This window comes from Microbacterium sp. P5_B6 (assembly GCF_056400345.1).
Map to the genome: position 1 here is coordinate 30,586 of NZ_JBFULL010000014.1, position 16,556 is coordinate 47,141.

Consider the following 16,556-nt stretch of genomic DNA (forward strand, 5'->3'; position numbering starts at 1 on the left):
GTCGGCGCCTCATCGTGGGGACATGACCACCTACGCGACGACCCCGGCGACCGCCGCGAGCGCAGCGCAGCCTCTCTCGGCTCCTCGCCGGCTTGGGCGGGGTCCGGCCGCCCGGGGGTGGAACATCGCCGCCACGACGGTCATCTGGCTCACGAGCCTCTTCGTCGTGGCGCTGTGGGTGTCGGGCGGCGGCATCCAGGCCCTCGTCGGTGTCAACGGCGAGACGCTGACCACTCTGGGCCGCATCACCGGGCTCGTCTCGGCGAACCTGCTGCTCTACCAGGTGCTCCTGATGGCCCGGATCCCGCTCTTCGAGCGCGGGTTCGGACGGGACGGCATCACGCGCATGCACCGTCTGGTCGGATTCTGGTCGTTCTGGCTCATGGCCGCCCACATCGCCCTCATCGCGGTGGGGTACGCCGTGACCGCGCAGGTCGACGTGCTCGCCGAGCTCTGGACGCTCGTCGTGGACTACCCCGGCATGCTGCTCGCCACGGCCGGGACGCTCCTTCTGGTGCTCGTCGTGGTCACGTCCATCCGGCGCTCCCGTCGGCGTCTGCGCTACGAGTCGTGGCACCTTCTGCACCTGTACGCCTACCTCGGAGTCGGGCTCGCGCTCCCCCACCAGCTCTGGACGGGTGCGGACTTCCTCTCGTCACCGGCGGCGACCGCCTACTGGTGGATGCTGTGGGCGGCGGCCGCGGCATCCGTCATCCTCTTCCGTGTGGCGCTCCCCCTCGCCCGGTCGTGGCGACACGGCCTGCGTGTCGCGAGCGTCACGCCCGACGGGATGGACGGGGTCGCCGTGCGGGTCACCGGCAGGAACCTCCACCGCCTCAACGCGCGCCCGGGGCAGTTCTTCGTCTGGCGGTTCATGGACGGTCCCGGCTGGACGAGGGGCAACCCGTTCTCGCTGGCGGCCGCCCCGCGCGGCGGCGGGCTCGAGATCGCGGCCCGCGTCGTCGGGGACGGCACCCAGCGACTGCGCTCACTGCGACCGGGCACGCGCGTCCTCGTGGAGGGCCCGTACGGCACCATGACCGGCGCGGCCCGCACCCGCAGCAAGATGCTCTTCATCGCCGCCGGGGCCGGAATCGCCCCGCTCATCGCGATCGCCGAAGGCGAGTCGTTCGCCCCGGGTGATGCCACCGTCCTCACCCGCGACAGCGACCCCCGTTCGGGCATGCGGCGGCGCGAGGTGAATGACCTCGTCGCGCGTCGCGGTCTGCGGCACCTCGACCTTCCCGGTCCGCGATCACGGAGCGGATCGCCTTGGCTGCCGGCATCCCACGCCGCGTGGAGGGGATCGGATCTGCTGCGCTTCATCGCGCCGGATCTCGAGGCGTACGACGTGTTCGTGTGCGGTCCACAGCCGTGGATGGATGCCGTCGTCCGCGACCTGCGCGCCGCCGGCGCGGCGTCGAATGCCATTCACACCGAATCGTTCACGGTCTGAGGAGTCATCATGAAGCGGATCATCTACGCACTGCTCGCCACCGTCAGCGGCCTGGTGCTCCTGTTCAGCTATCGCACGTCGCTCGAAGTGGTGACTCCCGTCACGCAAGCGCCGGCCGCCAGTGACACCGGCACCGGCGGAACGAGCGGATCGACCGGATCGACGGACGGCACCGGGGAGGATGCCGCGACCGGCGACGACGCCTCGCAGCAGGACTCGGCATCGGGCGATGCGGGCAGTTCGAGCCCATCGGGCTCGTCGGACAGCTCAAGCGGCTCGACGGGCTCCAGCGGCTCCTCGGCCACGGCGTCGTCCTCGTCTCTGGCGGACGGCACCTACACCGGATCGTCGGTGAACACGCGGTTCGGGCCCGTCCAGGTGCAGATCGTCGTCTCAGGTGGCGTGATCACCGCTGCCGATGCCATCGACTACCCGACGAGCAATCCGCGTGACCGCCAGATCAACCAGACGGCAGTCCCGATCCTCGTGTCCGAGACGCTCGACGCCCAGAGCACGCAGATCGACATGGTGTCGGGCGCGACCTACACGAGCGACGGCTACATCCGCTCGCTCCAGAGCGCGATCGACGAGGCGACGGCATGAGCGGGTCACGCACGATGGCCCGTCCAGCGGCGGGACGAACGTGGACGCGGACGGTCATGGGGTCGGTGGCGAGCCTCCGCCTCGTCACGTCCGACCCAGGGCTCGAGGTCGACCGCAGGATCGAGGCCTGCTTCGCGGAGCTGGCGCGCGCCGAGGAGATCTTCTCGCCCTTCCTCCGGGAGTCCGACATCTCGAGAATCCGCCGCGGCGAGATCCAGATCGCCGATGCCCACCGCCTCGTTTCCGAAGTCGCGTGCGAGTGCCGCGACGCGGAAGCCGCGACCGAGGGCCGGTTCTCGGCCTGGCGCGACGGTCGCTTCGACCCGACGGGCTACGTGAAGGGGTGGGCTGTCGAGCGAGCCGCCGCGCGGCACCTCGCTCCCCTGCTGGAGGACGACGGATGCCGCGCCGTCGGACTCTCCATCGGCGGCGACATGCAGCTGCTCACAGCTGACGGTGCGGACTGGACGTGGAGGGTGGGCATCCCCGATCCGGCGGCGCCCAGCGGGATCCTCGCGACGATCGAGGTGGTCAGGGGCGCCGTCGCGACCTCGGGGTCCGCGGAGCGCGGCGGACACATCGTCGACCCGCGCAGCGGAGAGACGGCGGCAGGAGTGGCGTCGGCGACCGTGGTGTCGCACGGTCTCGGGCACGCCGACGTCTGGGCGACGGCGGCGGTGGTCTCCGGATTCGACGACCTCTCGTGGCTCTCCCGTGCCCGCACCACCACCGGGCTGCTCGTGTCGGATGACGGCCGCACGCGCAGGTGGGTGGGGTCGACCGAGGTGAGCATGCACCCCGTGGGGCCGTTCGCTCAGGCATCGCGCTAGAGATCTCGGGGAGCGGCCGAAGGCCGGTCGCCCTAGCGTGGAGTCATGCGCATGCCCGCCACGATCCGCGCGACGCGTCGCGCCCCGCTGCTGCAGGTCGCAAAGTCCGCGATCGCCACAGGCGCCGCCTGGCTGATCGCGGGACTGCTGTTCCCGGGCGTACCGCCGGTCTTCGCGGCGATCGCGGCACTCCTGGTGGTGCAGCCGAGCCTGAACCAATCGCTCACCCGTGCCCTCGAGCGCACGGTCGGCGTGATCGCCGGAGTCGTCATCGCCTCGGTGCTCGGCATCCTGCTCGGCGACACGACGGGCGCCATCCTCCTCACGACCGCCGTCGCACTGCTCGTGGCTTGGGCGCTGCGCATGACGCCCGGCACCGCGAATCAGGTCGCGATCAGCGCCATCCTCGTCCTCGCGCTCGGCACCGCCACGCCCGCGTACGCGCTGAACCGCGTGCTCGAGACGCTGATCGGCGCCGCCATCGGGATCATCGTCAATCTCGCGATCGTGGCTCCGGTCGCCGTCGCACCGGCCCACCGGGCTGTCGACGAGCTCGGCGAAGCCCTCGCGACGTCGCTCGACCGACTCGCGCTCGCGCTCGAGAGCCCGCGAACGCCGTCCGAGCTCGCCCGGCTCCTCGAGGACGCCCGCCGGGTGCGGGACCTGCTGGATGCCGCCGAGCAGGCGATCGAGGACGGCGCCGAGTCGCTGACCCTCAACCCTCGCGCTCGCCGCCACCGTGACGAGCTGGACGTGCTCGAGGGGCTGCTCGAGACCTTCCGCCCCATCGTGACCCAGATGATCGGCATGACCCGGGCATGCGCCGACCGTTACGACTCGTCGATCGACGACGAACCCGCGGTGCCCGCCATCGCCGAGCAGCTGCGTCGCGCGGCGCACGATGTCCGGCTGATGGTCAGTCGGGCGGAGGTCAGGGGCGCTCCCCCGCAGGCGGTGGCATCGCCGGTCGACGATGACACGGCGGCGCTCACCGCTCCGCTCCGGGTCGCGCGGCCCTCCTCGAGCCACTGGGTGCTGGTCGGCTCGCTGCTGGAAGACCTCCGCCGCATCCATGAGAGCCTCACCGAGCCTCGCTCCCCGAAGCGGGACCGCGGTCGCTCCCGCGAGTGAGATCAGGCGGCGAGCGTCTGCTCCGCCCCGCCCATCACGCGGCGCCGCAGGCGCTGGCCGAGGCGCACGACTGCCCGCACCGGCATCCCGACAGCCAGCGCGACGAAGCCGCTCGGCGTGCGATCCAGCCGCCCCAGCACGAGCTTGCGCTCCCACGCCTGGCGGAGCCGCCCACCGGGTCGGGCGAGCGGCGCCTTGGGCCGCAGCCGCGACTCGCGCCGCCGCAGCACGAGCTCCTCGAGCAGCATCGCCAGATCGTCGTCGACGGGATCGTGGAAGTAGTTGTCATGCAGCCACGATGACGACGGATGCCGCAGCCGGCGCGCGATCACATCCTCCTCGGTGCCGAAGAGTCCGCTGCCCCGGAAGACCGGGTTGATGAGCTCGTCCGCGACGCCGAAGACATCGAGGGCGATCACCGGGATGCCGCGCGCCACCGCCTCGATCGCTGCGGTCGAACTGACCGTCACGAGTCCCTGGGCGTTGTCGAGCGCCTTCGCCATGGGGCCGGTGGAGGTGACCAGATTGGGAGGAAGCGAACCGAGCGACGCGAGCAGGTCGGGCAGGGCGTCCGCTTCGTCATGCGTCTGGTGCTCCCCACTCGCGGCGCGGAGCTTCACGACCACCCGGCGCGACGGATCGGCCTCCGCGGCACGCACGAGCAGTCGGGCGACCCGGAGGCGATCCTCGCGCTCGCGCGGGACGATCGCCTGCGCCGCGAACACGAGATCGGTCGCGTGCGGGCCGGGCGAGGCATCCGGTCGCATGTCGGCGAACGGAAGACGCGTGAGCGCGAACCTCTGCACTTCGCCGCGCAGTCGCGCAAGGGCCGCGAACTCCCGCACCTCGCGGCGGGAATGCAGCACGAACAGGTCGCACTGCGCTCGGTAGACGAGGGCCTTCTTCGTCGCCGGGATCGAGATGCCGGGCAGGCCCGACACGATCACCGGGCGCGGCGAGAGACCCGCGACGAGCCGGGCGAGCACCCGCACGAGCGGTCCCCGTGCGGCGAGGAGGACGACGTCCGGACGCAGTGCCGCGAGCCGGTCGGCCAGCGCCTCGTACCCGATGCGCGAGACGCGCCCGAGCGCACTGCCCGCGACGGCCGCTCGCTCCTGCGACGGGCTCACGACGACGGGGGTCTCCAATACGAGGAGCTCCGCATCCCATCCACCGCCGAGCCTGCCCAGCAGGGCGGCGGCCCACTTGACGTACGAGTCGGTGTCGGCGATCGCGACGATCCGCGGCCCCACGTCGGACGGCCTCACACCGTGACGCGACGCAGCTTCGCCATCGGCGCGTACTCCCCGGGGAACACGCGCTTCACGCCGTCGCCGAGGGCCGCTTCGATGACGCGGATGTCGCGGATGAGGTGCTGCAGACCGGCCGGCTCGAGCGACGCCGCGTGGTCCGAGCCCCACATCGTGCGGTCCAGGGTGATGTGACGCTCCACCGCGACGGCTCCGAGAGCCACGGCGGCCAGCGAGATCTGCAGACCGCGCTCGTGGCCCGAATACCCGATGGCCACGCCGGGGTACCGATCGCGGAGCGCCGGGATGACGCGAAGATTCGCCTCCTCGGGCTCCATGGGATAGGTCGAGGTCGCGTGCATGAGCACCAGCCGGTCGGTGCCGAGCACGTCGATCGCTCGGTCGATCTGCTCGATGGTCGACATTCCGGTCGACAGGATGATCGGCTTACCCGTGTCGCGGAGCGCCTGGAGCAGCTCGATGTCGGTCAGCGACGCGGAGGCGACCTTGTGCGCGACCGCGCCGAGGTCTTCGAGGAAGGCGACGCTCGGCACGTCCCACGGCGACGCGAACCACTCCAGTCCCCGGAGCAGCGCGTGGTCCGAGATCTCGATGTACTCGTCGCGGCCGAACTCGACCCGGCGTCGGTAGTCGAGGTAGGTCATCGTGCCCCAGGGCGTCTCACGAGGGACGTCCCGCATGTGCTCCGGGGTCGCGATCTCGGGCGTGCGCTTCTGGAACTTCACGGCGTCGGCGCCGGCATCCGCGGCGACGTCGATGAGCTGCTTGGCGAGCTCCACGTCGCCGTTGTGGTTCAGGCCGATCTCGGCGATGACATAGGCGGGGCGTCCGCCTCCGATGACGCGGGTTCCGATGGTGACGGTCACCGTGCGCTCCTCTGGTCGGGGGTCTGTGGGTGTTGCGTGGTCGTTGTGGTGTCGCCGCTGTTGGTCTGGGTCGCGCGCGCGGCGAGCACTCGGTCGGCGAGGGCCCGTACCGCTCCGGCGCCGCCCGGCCTGTCCAGGACGACGCGGGCGGCGGCGAGCACGAGAGGGTGCGCGTCCGGGACGGCGACGGGCCAGCCGACGAGCTCGAGACAGGCGAGGTCGTTGACGTCGTTGCCGAGGTACGCCACACGTGCCAGCGGGATGCCCGCGGCATCCGCCCATGCGATGAGGGCCGAAGCCTTGTCGTCGACGCCCTGCAGCACCTCGACGCGCAGCTTGCGCGCTCGGGCGCCGACAACGGGATTCGTCTCGGTCGAAAGGATCAGGAACGGGATGCCGCGCCCTCGCAGCAGAGCGACGCCCATGCCGTCCGACCTGCTGACCCGCACGAACTCGTGGCCGTCTTCGTCGACGTAGACCGAGTCATCGGTGTGGACGCCGTCGAAGTCCGTCACGACGGCGTCGACGTCGAGCGCCTCGGGCAGGTCGACGAGGTGCGCCAGCGCGCGGGCGCGCTCGAGCTCGGCAGCCGTGTCGATCTCTAGCGCCGTGTGCTCGGGCACGTCGATGATGCCGATGCGCCCGAAGAAGCGGTGACCTGCCGCACGGAAGGCGGCGGCGCCGAAGATGTAGAAGGCACCGGTCTCGAGGTGATGGGGCCGGCGGTCCTGCCGCCGCGGGCGGTGGGAGGCGTCATGCCCGACCGCGACCGCGTGGGAATCGGCATCCCGGCTCCACGTGAAGCCGTATGTCTCGGTGGCGGAGAACGCGCTGTCGAAGCGGCCTTCGCGCACCCCGCGCACCGCCGCGGCAAGCGCCGACGAGTCGATGAAGGGCGACGTCGCCTGCAGGAACGCGACCAGGCCGACGTCGATGCCGCGCCCCGCGAGGTCGTCCAGTGCGTGCAGCAGAGCACTCTCAGAGGTCGCCGTGTCGCCGGAGATCGCTGCGGGACGCTCGACGACGTCGGCTCCCCATTCCCGCGCGACCGCTGCGATCTCACGGTCGTCGGTCGTCACGACGATCCGGTCGACGGCTCCGCTGCGGCGAGCAGCCGCGATCGCGCGGGCGACGAGCGGCACGCCGCCGACCCGGCGAAGGTTCTTGTGCGGCACGCCCTTCGATCCCCCGCGCGCGGGGATGATCGCCACGACCTCGCTCATGAGGCGACTCCCCGTGTTCGCGTGCGGGCCGCCTTCGTGCGAATGACCGATCCGGTGCCTTCCAGCACGAGCGGCAGGGTGGTCGCGGTGCTCGAGGGCAGCGTGAAGATCTCGAGCGGCCCGTGCGCGCCTGCGAGCGCGAGCTCGGCCGGCAGTCGCGCGGGCGAGATCGTGACGTTCGGGATGCCGCGCACCGCCTCGAGCTGCCCCGGCGTCTCGCGGCGATGCGGCAGGTAGGTGGCAGGCCCGCCCGCTGCGACCGCGGTGACCCAGGCGAGGAATGCCGCGAGCTCCATGCGCCCGTCAACGGGTCGCGCGCTTCCCATGATGACGCGGGGGCCGATCTCCGTCGGCGGCGCGGTCGCCCGCGTCCAGGGGAAGCTGTGCGGCTCGACCTCGATCCCGTACTCGGTGAGCCGCTCGCGCTCGGGGATGCCGAACGCGGTGAAGAAGGTGACACGTCCGTGGCGGGCACGGCGGTGGATCCGTTCGAGGGCGAGCGGGGCGAGGAGGGTGGTGAGTCGTCCCTCGTGAACGCCTGGGCGCGCGTAGGGGCCCGATCCGGCGAGCGCCGCCGCGAACGCCAGCGTGTTCGCGCCGTCGTCGAGGAAGGTCAGCGACTTCGGCCGCAGGACGCTCACGGCCATCCGGAACTGTCCCGAGAGCCCGTCGCCGACGAGCCAGTGGTCATGTTTCGAGAGCAGCGTGAACGGGATGCCGAGATAAGGCTCGCACTCGCCGAACCGCGCTCCGCGGGCGATGAGCTCGTCTGCGGTCTCGCCCATCTGGGCGGTGAGGCGTCCCGCCACCGGAACGGTGCGCTCGTGTGCGGACGCCCACTCGGCGGCGCCCACGAGCTGGAGCGGAGACTCCACCCACGCCAGGACTGCGTCGCGACTCATGTTCCTCCCGGCGGCGCATTCGGCCGCAGGCTCCCACGGTCCTGGCCGGGGATGGACGGCTGCCCTACGTGCGAGGTCGTGCAGACGACGCACTGGTGAACGTTGGCCTCCTCCCCGGGAGCCCGCTGTGGATAAGCGCGGCGGCCGGACCGCGGGTTGCGATTACGGTTGTCGCGTGTTCTCTCGCCTTGCTCCGGCCGCGCTCGTTCTCGCGCTGGTGACTGGAGTGGTGACCGGATGCTTCGCCCAGCCCGAGCCCGAGCCCGAGCCCGGGCCCACTTCGCTGTTCACGAGTGAGGACGAGGCGTTCGCCGCCGCGGAGGAGACGTATCGCCAGTACGTCGACGCGCTGAACCAGGTCGATCTGAGCGATCCCGAGACGTTCGAGGACGTGTATGCCTGGACGACCGGGGAGGCGAATGCGGGCGCTCGCGAGTCGTTCAGCCAGATGCATGCGGACGGCTGGGTGGTCGCAGGTCCGACGGCTATCCAACTCATGGAGCCACATTCGGGGGACTCGTCCAACGTGATCCATCTCGCCACATGCCTCGACGTGTCCGGAGTGACTCTGGTGGATGCAGATGGCGAATCTGTGGTCGCCCCCGATCGGCGCGACGTTCAAGCCATGGCCGTAGTACTTACCTCCGTTCCCGATTCGCCGACTGGTCTCCTCATCTCGGATATCGATGGACGAGAAGGTGCGCCCGAGTGCAGCGCCTAATCCCGATTGGCATTGCATTGGGGCTGGCTCTCGCAGTCGGGACCCCAATTGCCGCGTTGGCGGACAAATGTGATTCCGCGGGCTGGTCAGGCAACTGCAACGTGTCCAACAACGGCTCGCAAGTCGACGTCGGCGCCTCCATGACGATCCCAGGCACGCACGATCACGCCCAAGACACCGGGACCGCTCCCCGCGCAGACCGCCCGCGAACCGACGCGATACCGGCGCCCGTGCCGACGGCGGAGTGCGACGCCCCGCCCTTCTGCCGCGGCAACTACGAGGTCGCGATGCCCCCGGAGGTCACCCTCGCCGATCTCGCCTCCTTCCGGCCGGCGGCCCCGACCCTCAGCGGCCAGCCTCAGGGATTCGGGGTCGTGGGCATGCCCGCCAACGTGGTGGCAGCGGCATCCGAGCAGCAGATCGCCGGCACGATCCTCGGGTGGGCCGTCACCGTGCGTTTCGTGCCGGCGGCCTATGTCTTCGACTACGGCGACGGCACGACGTCGCGCACCCGCACGGGCGGCTCGAGCTGGGAGCAGCTCGGCCAGGCGCAGTTCACCCCCACATCGACGAGTCATACCTACCGTGCGCGGGGCGCCTACCCCGTGAGCGTCACGGTGCAGTACATCCCCTCGGTCGACTTCGGCGGAGGGTGGCGCACCGTTCCCGGCGTCGTCTCGGCCTCCGCGACCGGGTACGAGGTCCGGGTCGTCGAAGTGCGCACGGCGCTCGTCGACCGCACCTGCACGGAAGACCTGTCCGGTCCCGGCTGCTGACGTCGCGGGTCTGCCCGGTGCTTCCTCGGACCACCGCTCTGCCACGCCTCGTCGTTCCCCCGTGACAGGATGACTCCCGTGACCGACCGCCTCATGCTGCTCGACTCGGCATCCCTCTACTTCCGCGCCTTCTACGGCGTGCCCGACACGGTACGGGCGCCGGACGGGACCCCGGTCAACGCCGTCCGCGGATTCCTCGACATCATCACGAAGCTGGTGACGCTCTACCGACCGACGCACCTCGTCGCCTGCTGGGACGACGACTGGCGGCCGCAGTGGCGCGTCGACCTCATCCCGTCGTACAAGACCCACCGAGTCGCCGAAGTGATCGAGGTCGGCCCCGACGTCGAGGTGATCCCCGACCCGCTCGAGATCCAGGTTCCTCTCATCCGCGAGGCGCTCGAGAAGGTGGGCATCACGATCGTCGGCGCAGCCGAGCATGAGGCGGACGATGTCATCGGAACGCTGGCGACGACCGCCACCGTCCCGGTCGACATCGTCACCGGCGACCGRGATCTCTTCCAGCTCGTCGACGACTCCCGTGAGGTGCGCGTGATCTACACGGCCCGCGGCATGAGCAATCTCGACCTCGTCACCGATGACTTCGTGATCACCAAGTACGGCGTCCGGCCCGATCAGTACGCGGCCTTCGCAACGCTTCGCGGCGACTCCTCAGACGGACTCCCCGGCGTCGCCGGGATCGGCGAGAAATCCGCTGCCACGCTGCTCACCGCCCATGGCGACCTCGACCGCATCATCGCGGCTGCCGAGGCACGCGAGGGCATGACGGCGGGCGTCGCCGCGAAGATCACCGCGGCACTCCCCTATCTCGAGGTCGCGCCGACCGTCGTCGCCGTCGTCAAGGATCTCGACCTCCCCGCCGTCGACTCTCGGCTGCGCCCGCTCGACGACGCTGCGAGACAGGATGCCGCGGCCTTCGCCGAGCGCTGGGCACTCGGCACCGCGATGACTCGGATCGTGGACGTGCTCGACACCGTCGATCCCGCCTGAGCAGCACACGACAACTGACCCGCGAACGACCGCCGGGGCAGGACAGCCCGCTCGCCGGGCGCCGGCATACTCCCCGGGGAGTACGACCCGCCACTCCCCCCGAGCGACGACCGCCGAACCCGCCGGGCGTAGCATCGAGGCCATGCCGGCTGCCGCAGGGGACGACGACTGGCCGCGCTTCCGACCGCCGCCTGGCGTGACGCTCTGGGCGCCGGTCGTGATCTCGCTTCTCGCCCAGGTGCCGGCGACGATCGCGATCTCGGTGGGGCAGCACATCCCGGCATCGTCCGCGTCGATCAGCATCGCACTCGCGGTCGCTACGGCGCTCTCGCTCCTGGGCGCCCGCCGGTGGCCGGGGCCGACCGTCGCGGTCGTCACCGCCCTGACCGCGATCGACCTCTTCGTCCCACCCGACGCCGGCCCCACGTTCGTCGCGCTGGCCTTCGCCATCATCGGCGCGGTCGTGCGCGGTGCGCGCGTGTGGGCCCTCGCCTCCGTCGGCGTGGGTTGGCTCGTCGCCGTGTCGGCGAGCGGACTGCTCGGCCCCGGGTGGCACCCGTTCCGCGTCGCACTCTCGACGCTCGCCCTCGCGCTGTTCTTCATGCTCGGAGAAGGCATCCGCGGCAGGCTCCGTCACGGCGCCGAGCGACGCGCGCAGCTTCTCGAGCGCCGGCGCACGCTCGAGCAGGACGAGCGCACCCGCATCGCGCGGGAGCTGCACGATGTTCTCGCCCACTCCCTCAGCCAGATCTCCGTCCAGTCCGGCATGGGGCTGCACCTCTTCGACCGCGAGCCGGAGCGCGCTCGTGAAGCCCTCGCCAACATCCGGGGCCTCAGCGCGACCGGTCTCGACGAGGTGCGGGGCGTCCTCTCCTTCCTCCGCGGCGATGACCAGGGCGCGACGCAGACTGCTCCGCTCACACCGCAGCCGCAGCTCTCCGACCTCCCCCGTCTCGCCGCTCAGCGCAGCGGACTCGGGCTCGTTGTGACGATCGAAGATCGGCTCGGCGCCGAGGCGCCTTCCGGAGCCGTGCAGACCACGGCCTACCGGATCGTCCAGGAGGCCCTGACCAACGTGGTCCGCCACTCCGCCGCCTCGACCGCGATCGTGACCCTCGAGCGGGCCGGCGACGAGCTGGTGGTCCAGGTGATCGACGACGGTACGGGACCGGATGCCGACACGCTCGAGGGAGGCGGCATCCGGGGCATGCGCGAACGGGCAGCGCTCCTGGACGGATCCGTACGCGTCCAGGCAGGCCGGCGCGAGGGGACCGTCGTCACCGCAAAGCTTCCGTGGGAGGGCCCGGCATGATCCGCGTCGCGATCGCCGACGACCATCACCTGGTGCGCGCCGGATTCCGCGCCCTCCTCGAGTCGGAACCCGACATCGAGGTGGTCGCCGAGGCGTCCGGTGGCCACGAGCTCCTGCGCGCGATCCGCGCGCAGCCGGTGGACGTCGCCCTGCTCGACATCCGGATGCCGGACGGAGACGGACTCTGGACCACCGAGCAGATCGCAGTCGACCCGGCCCTCGCCGGCGTGCGTGTGGTCATCGTCACCACTTTCGAGCTCGATGAGTACGTCGCTCGCGCGATCAGGGCCGGCGCGAGCGGGTTCCTCGTCAAGGACACCGAGCCGGTCGATCTGATCCGGGCCGTCCGCGTGGTGGCAGCCGGCGACGCGCTCCTCTCCCCGGGTGTGACCCGACGGCTCCTCGAAAGAGCGGCGGAAGGACTGCGCGATGCTCCGCCGTCCACCCTCGCCTCCCTCACCGAGCGCGAGACGGAGATCGTCGCGCTCGTCGGACGGGGACTCACGAACGAGGAGATCGCTGCCCGGCTGTTCATCTCGCCGCTGACGGCGAAGACGCACGTCTCGCGCGCCATGCAGAAGCTGCACGCCCGCGATCGGGTGCAGCTCGTCGTCCTCGCGTACGAGCACGGCCTGGTCCGCGCCGGCTGGCAGACCGATTGAGGTACTCCCCGCGGAGCAGTCGAGGTCACTCCCGGGGTCGGATTCGCCGAGTGACCGTCGGGACTTGACTCGGATCACCGGCATCCCGCCGCCCGTTCGAGAGGTCTCCCATGTCCGCATCACTCGCCGCCGCCACGGTGGCCACCCACTTCGCCGGCCCCTGGGCCTTCGGCTGGTGGTTCCTGCTCATCCCCTTCTTCTGGATCCTCGTGTTCGTCCTGATCTTCGGGTTCTTCGGCCGGCGCTGGCGTCGGTCAGCCGCAGAGAACGGGTACGGCCCCCACGGACGGCTGAACCCATCCCGGCAGGCAGAGGCGACGCTCGCCGAGCGCTACGCTCAGGGCGACATCGACGAGGTCGAGTACCGCGCTCGTCTCGAGGTGCTGCGCGCGAACGCCGTGGACTGACGCGGGCGAGGGCCTGGCTCTGCGGTCAGGCCCTCACGCCGTCACCCGTCGGTTCTATGGACGGCCCTCTTCGGGGAGCCCCGCGGCGATCGTCGTGCGGGCCCACGCGTAGTGATTGCCTCCGCATTCCAGGCAGAACTCGCCGAGCTTCGATCCCCGAGTCCAGGAGTACGTCCGGCCGTCGAACAGCTCCTCGTCGGAGTGCGCCGCGATGAGCCTCTGCAGGCCGTCGTGCGAACCATCCAGTCGGCGCTCGACCTCGTCGAGCGCCGCATCCTGCCATCGATCGCGCAGCACGACGTTGAGGGCGTCGAGCTGACGCCACGTGTAGCCATCGGCGGGGAGCGCCGGTGAGCCGCCGATCATGCCGTCCTCGTACCAGCCCTCGAGCAGCAGCTGCCAGGCGAGCAGGTGTGCGAGGACATCGCGGACGCAGCGGTCGCGCGACTCGCCCGCGAAGGGATCGTCGATCCGGCCGTCGGCTCGCAGTCGTGCGACAGCCGACTTCAGCTGCGCGTATTCCTCGGCGTTCCGCCTGCTCAGGGCATCGCGCTGCTCCGTCGCCATCTCCGCCTGCCCTTCTGCCCGCGCGGACCTCTCCGGCGCTCGGCCACCGGGTCCCCGGTCATCACGATAACGCCCGTCCGCCGGTCGCGGGAGATCGCATCCGGGTCAGCGCTCGCGCCGCGTCCACTCCCGAAGCCGCTCGAGCGACCAGGTCGTGACGATGCGCTCCGGAGGCACACCGAGGCGCTCGGCCCGCTCCGCGCCGTGATCGATCAGCGACAGCTGACCGGGCGCGTGCGCGTCCGAATCGATGGAGAAGAGGCAGCCCAGCTGCAGCGCGAGCTGGAGGAGGTCGTCGGGAGGATCCTGTCGCTCGGGTCGCGAGTTGATCTCGACCGCGACGCCCGTCGCGGCGCACGCCTCGAACACGGCCTGCGCGTCGAATGTCGATTGCGGTCGCGTGCCCCGCGATCCCTCGACCAGGCGCCCGGTGACGTGTCCGAGCACGTCCACCCGGCGATTGGAGACGGCTTCGACCAGTCTGCGCGTCATCGGCGCTCGCTCCATCCGCAGCTTCGAGTGCGCTGAGGCGACGACGATGTCGAGCTCGTCGAGGAGGTCCGGCTCCTGGTCGAGTGCCCCGTCGTCGAGGATGTCCACCTCGATCCCCCAGAGAAGTGTGAACCCGGGGGCGCTCTCGGCCGCCACGAGGTCGCGCTGGGCACGCAGCCGCTCAGGCGACAGCCCGTTGGCCACTCGCAGCCTCGGCGAGTGGTCGGTGAGGGCGAGGTACTCGTGGCCCAGAGCGCGGCCCGCGGCTGCCATCAGCGAGATCGAGGTGAGTCCGTCCGACCAGTCGCTGTGACTGTGGAGATCGCCGCGCAGGGCAGGCCGAAGCGTCGATGCCACCTCGACTCCCGCGCGCTGCCGGAGGTCGGCCAGATACGGCGGGATGCTGCCGGCCAGCGCCTCCTGGATGACGGCGAAGGTCGAATCGCCGATGCCCTTGCGGCGGCGGAGGGATGCGGCATCTCGCAGCTGCTCGTCGCTCAGGCCCGCGATCGCGTCCGCCGCTGCGCGGAACGCCTTGGACTTGTAGCGGGATGAGCGCTCGCGCTCGAGAAGCGTCGCGATCTCGACGAGCGCGTCGTGCGGATGGATGACGAACGGCGCGGCTCCCGAGGGGTCTCCCCCGGGATCCGCGCCGTCACGCGATGTCAAGCGACGGCGGACCTTCTGACGACCACCGGCGTGTTCGCGAGGCGGTGGATGGCCCACCCGAAGGCGATCAGCACGACGCCGACACCCGCGGCGAAGAGCGAGACGCCGTAGGCGACGACCGACGTGAACAGCGACGCACGCAGGAACGAGGCCTGCATGACGGTCGCCCGAACCGGGTCGTCCTGGTCGAGCTCGGCGTAGGTCTTGCCGCCCGAGGCCTCGAGCGCGTGGTGGTTGATGATGTCGGCCTGGACGTACGCGGTGAGGGGTCCGGTGACCTGCTGGCMTTGGAAGGCCGCAGCGTCATCGGGGATCGTGATGTTCTCCGCCGTGAGCTGGTTCGTCACCAGGATCCAGGCGACGATCCCCACGATGATGAACAGGGCGCCCACGACGATGCCGAAGATGCCGGCGGCTTTGACGAGCCCCAGCTTCTTGGTGGGCGTCTCGATGGTGTCGGCGGTGGATGTCTCGTCGGTCATGCTGGGCTCCTCTGCAGGTGGCGAGTGCAGTGCTATTGGTCCACACGCTAGCGAGGGCAGGCGATCGGGCGAAAGACCCCACGCCGAAGGTTTCCAGCCCGTTCAGGCGGAGAACGACCGGGTGACCTCGACCCACTCGTCGAGCTTGGCGGCGGCGCGGCCGTCGTCGATGGCGGCAGCCGCGTCGTCGCGCGCCTCGGCGAGGCGCTCGAGGATCGGGCGCTGGACCTGCGCGGCATCCCGGAAAAGCCGGTACGAGACGATGCCGGCGGCCGCATTCAGCAGCACGATGTCGCGCACCGCCCCCTGGTCGCCGGCGAGGACGCGACGCACCACCGCAGCATTGTGCGCGGGATCGCCGCCGAGCAGATCGTCGATCTCCGCGAGCGGGATGCCGAGGTCCCGCGGGTCCAGATCGTGCTCGTGGATGTCGCCTCGGCTGACCTCCCACAGGCGGCTGTGCCCGGTCGTGGTCAGTTCGTCCAGTCCATCGTCACCGCGGAAGACGAGCGCCGTCGCGCCACGGGTCTGGAAGACGCCCGTGATGAGGGGCACGCGATCGAGGTGCGCGACACCCACGGCGTTCGCCTCGGCGCGGGCCGGGTTGCACAGCGGGCCGAGGAAGTTGAACACGGTCGGCACGCCGAGCTCGGACCGGGTGGGCCCGGCATGGCGGAAGCCAGGGTGGAAGGCGGCCGCGAAGGCGAAGGTGATGCCCGCGCGGTCGAGCACCTCGGCGACCGCATCCGGAGTGAGGGTGAGGTCGATGCCGAGCGAGCTGAGCACGTCGCTGGCGCCCGAGGCCGAGCTGGCCGCCCTGTTCCCGTGCTTGACGACGGGGATTCCGTATGCCGCGGCCACGATCGCCGACATCGTCGAGATGTTCACCGTGCCGAACCGGTCGCCCCCGGTGCCGACGATGTCGAGGACCGCCGCGTCGACCGCGAGGGGCAGCGCGGCCTCGAGGATGGCATCGCGGAAGCCGACGATCTCGTCGACCGTCTCGCCCTTCGCGCGGAGGGCGATCAGGAAGCCGCCCAGCTGCGACGGCGTCGCCTCTCCCGCCATGATCCGGCGCATCGCCCAGGTGGATTCCGACACGCTCAGATCGCGGTCATCCAGGAGGGATGTGAGGATCCCGGGCCAGTTGTAGAGCTCCGCCATAACGCAGAAGC

18 protein-coding genes are annotated in these 16,556 nt (G+C 70.8%); 10 read left to right on the top strand and 8 right to left on the bottom strand.

Annotated elements, in window-relative coordinates; all coding sequences use genetic code 11:
• The first annotated feature begins 22 nt into the window (after positions 1-22).
• The 4 genes from AC1DP3_RS15545 to AC1DP3_RS15560 are packed head-to-tail and all read left to right on the top strand — an operon-like array spanning position 23 to position 4,020.
• Positions 23-1,456, top strand: coding sequence for a ferredoxin reductase family protein (locus AC1DP3_RS15545; protein WP_477294821.1), 1,434 nt, complete (start codon positions 23-25; stop codon positions 1,454-1,456).
• A gap of 9 nt (positions 1,457-1,465) precedes the next feature.
• Positions 1,466-2,059: an FMN-binding protein gene (locus tag AC1DP3_RS15550; protein ID WP_477294823.1), complete on the top strand. Its 594-nt coding sequence runs from the start codon at positions 1,466-1,468 to the stop codon at positions 2,057-2,059.
• Complete coding sequence (locus tag AC1DP3_RS15555) at positions 2,056-2,889, top strand: FAD:protein FMN transferase (protein ID WP_477294824.1); 834 nt, start codon at positions 2,056-2,058, stop codon at positions 2,887-2,889. The genes AC1DP3_RS15550 and AC1DP3_RS15555 overlap by 4 nt, the downstream gene beginning before the upstream one ends.
• A 45-nt stretch (positions 2,890-2,934) precedes the next feature.
• The gene (locus AC1DP3_RS15560) at positions 2,935-4,020 is read left to right on the top strand and encodes an FUSC family protein (RefSeq protein ID WP_477294825.1); all 1,086 of its coding nucleotides are present in this window, start codon (positions 2,935-2,937) and stop codon (positions 4,018-4,020) included.
• A 2-nt stretch (positions 4,021-4,022) separates the two neighbouring features.
• On the opposite strand, the gene AC1DP3_RS15565 is transcribed toward AC1DP3_RS15560, so the two are convergent.
• From AC1DP3_RS15565 to AC1DP3_RS15580, 4 genes are read right to left on the bottom strand one after another with little or no spacing between them, the layout of a single operon-like run.
• A complete protein-coding gene (locus tag AC1DP3_RS15565; RefSeq protein WP_477294827.1) occupies positions 4,023-5,288 on the bottom strand; it encodes a DUF6716 putative glycosyltransferase in 1,266 nt (421 codons plus the stop codon).
• Complete coding sequence (locus AC1DP3_RS15570) at positions 5,285-6,157, bottom strand: N-acetylneuraminate synthase family protein (RefSeq protein ID WP_477294829.1); 873 nt, start codon at positions 6,155-6,157, stop codon at positions 5,285-5,287. Before AC1DP3_RS15570 ends, AC1DP3_RS15565 begins: the two co-directional genes overlap by 4 nt.
• On the bottom strand, positions 6,154-7,380 hold the full coding sequence (locus AC1DP3_RS15575) for a cytidylyltransferase domain-containing protein (RefSeq protein WP_477294831.1): 1,227 nt from the start codon (positions 7,378-7,380) through the stop codon (positions 6,154-6,156). Before AC1DP3_RS15575 ends, AC1DP3_RS15570 begins: the two co-directional genes overlap by 4 nt.
• Positions 7,377-8,282 carry a hypothetical protein gene (locus AC1DP3_RS15580; RefSeq protein WP_477294833.1) on the bottom strand — a complete coding sequence of 302 codons (906 nt, stop codon included), beginning with the start codon at positions 8,280-8,282 and terminating at the stop codon, positions 7,377-7,379. Before AC1DP3_RS15580 ends, AC1DP3_RS15575 begins: the two co-directional genes overlap by 4 nt.
• A gap of 175 nt (positions 8,283-8,457) precedes the next feature.
• Between AC1DP3_RS15580 and AC1DP3_RS15585 the strand changes: the two genes are divergently transcribed.
• The 6 genes from AC1DP3_RS15585 (at position 8,458) to AC1DP3_RS15610 (ending at position 13,171) form a co-directional block, all read left to right on the top strand.
• Positions 8,458-9,003 (top strand): hypothetical protein, encoded by a 546-nt coding sequence (locus AC1DP3_RS15585; protein ID WP_477294835.1) that lies wholly within the window; start codon positions 8,458-8,460, stop codon positions 9,001-9,003.
• A gap of 140 nt (positions 9,004-9,143) precedes the next feature.
• Positions 9,144-9,779 carry a hypothetical protein gene (locus AC1DP3_RS15590; RefSeq protein ID WP_477294837.1) on the top strand — a complete coding sequence of 212 codons (636 nt, stop codon included), beginning with the start codon at positions 9,144-9,146 and terminating at the stop codon, positions 9,777-9,779.
• Between the two features lie 78 nt (positions 9,780-9,857).
• Entirely contained in the window at positions 9,858-10,790 is a 933-nt protein-coding gene (locus AC1DP3_RS15595) for a 5'-3' exonuclease (protein WP_477294839.1), read from the top strand.
• Between the two features lie 142 nt (positions 10,791-10,932).
• The gene (locus AC1DP3_RS15600; RefSeq protein ID WP_477294841.1) at positions 10,933-12,102 is read left to right on the top strand and encodes a sensor histidine kinase; all 1,170 of its coding nucleotides are present in this window, start codon (positions 10,933-10,935) and stop codon (positions 12,100-12,102) included.
• Positions 12,099-12,764 carry a response regulator gene (locus AC1DP3_RS15605; RefSeq protein WP_477294843.1) on the top strand — a complete coding sequence of 222 codons (666 nt, stop codon included), beginning with the start codon at positions 12,099-12,101 and terminating at the stop codon, positions 12,762-12,764. The genes AC1DP3_RS15600 and AC1DP3_RS15605 overlap by 4 nt, the downstream gene beginning before the upstream one ends.
• Before the next feature lie 110 nt (positions 12,765-12,874).
• Positions 12,875-13,171, top strand: a complete 297-nt coding sequence (locus AC1DP3_RS15610; protein WP_477294845.1) for an SHOCT domain-containing protein — start codon at positions 12,875-12,877, stop codon at positions 13,169-13,171.
• 54 nt (positions 13,172-13,225) lie between these two features.
• Here AC1DP3_RS15610 and AC1DP3_RS15615 read toward each other — a convergent pair whose 3' ends face one another.
• The 4 genes from AC1DP3_RS15615 to trpD all read right to left on the bottom strand — a co-directional run bounded on the left by AC1DP3_RS15615 (position 13,226) and on the right by trpD (position 16,545).
• Entirely contained in the window at positions 13,226-13,738 is a 513-nt protein-coding gene (locus AC1DP3_RS15615) for a ClbS/DfsB family four-helix bundle protein (protein ID WP_477294847.1), read from the bottom strand.
• Between the two features lie 105 nt (positions 13,739-13,843).
• On the bottom strand, positions 13,844-14,839 hold the full coding sequence (locus tag AC1DP3_RS15620; protein WP_477294881.1) for a PHP domain-containing protein: 996 nt from the start codon (positions 14,837-14,839) through the stop codon (positions 13,844-13,846).
• A 56-nt stretch (positions 14,840-14,895) separates the two neighbouring features.
• Positions 14,896-15,381 carry an aromatic ring-opening dioxygenase LigA gene (locus AC1DP3_RS15625; RefSeq protein ID WP_477294848.1) on the bottom strand — a complete coding sequence of 162 codons (486 nt, stop codon included), beginning with the start codon at positions 15,379-15,381 and terminating at the stop codon, positions 14,896-14,898.
• 102 nt (positions 15,382-15,483) lie between these two features.
• A complete protein-coding gene (gene trpD, locus AC1DP3_RS15630; protein ID WP_477294850.1) occupies positions 15,484-16,545 on the bottom strand; it encodes an anthranilate phosphoribosyltransferase in 1,062 nt (353 codons plus the stop codon).
• Positions 16,546-16,556 lie beyond the last annotated feature (11 nt).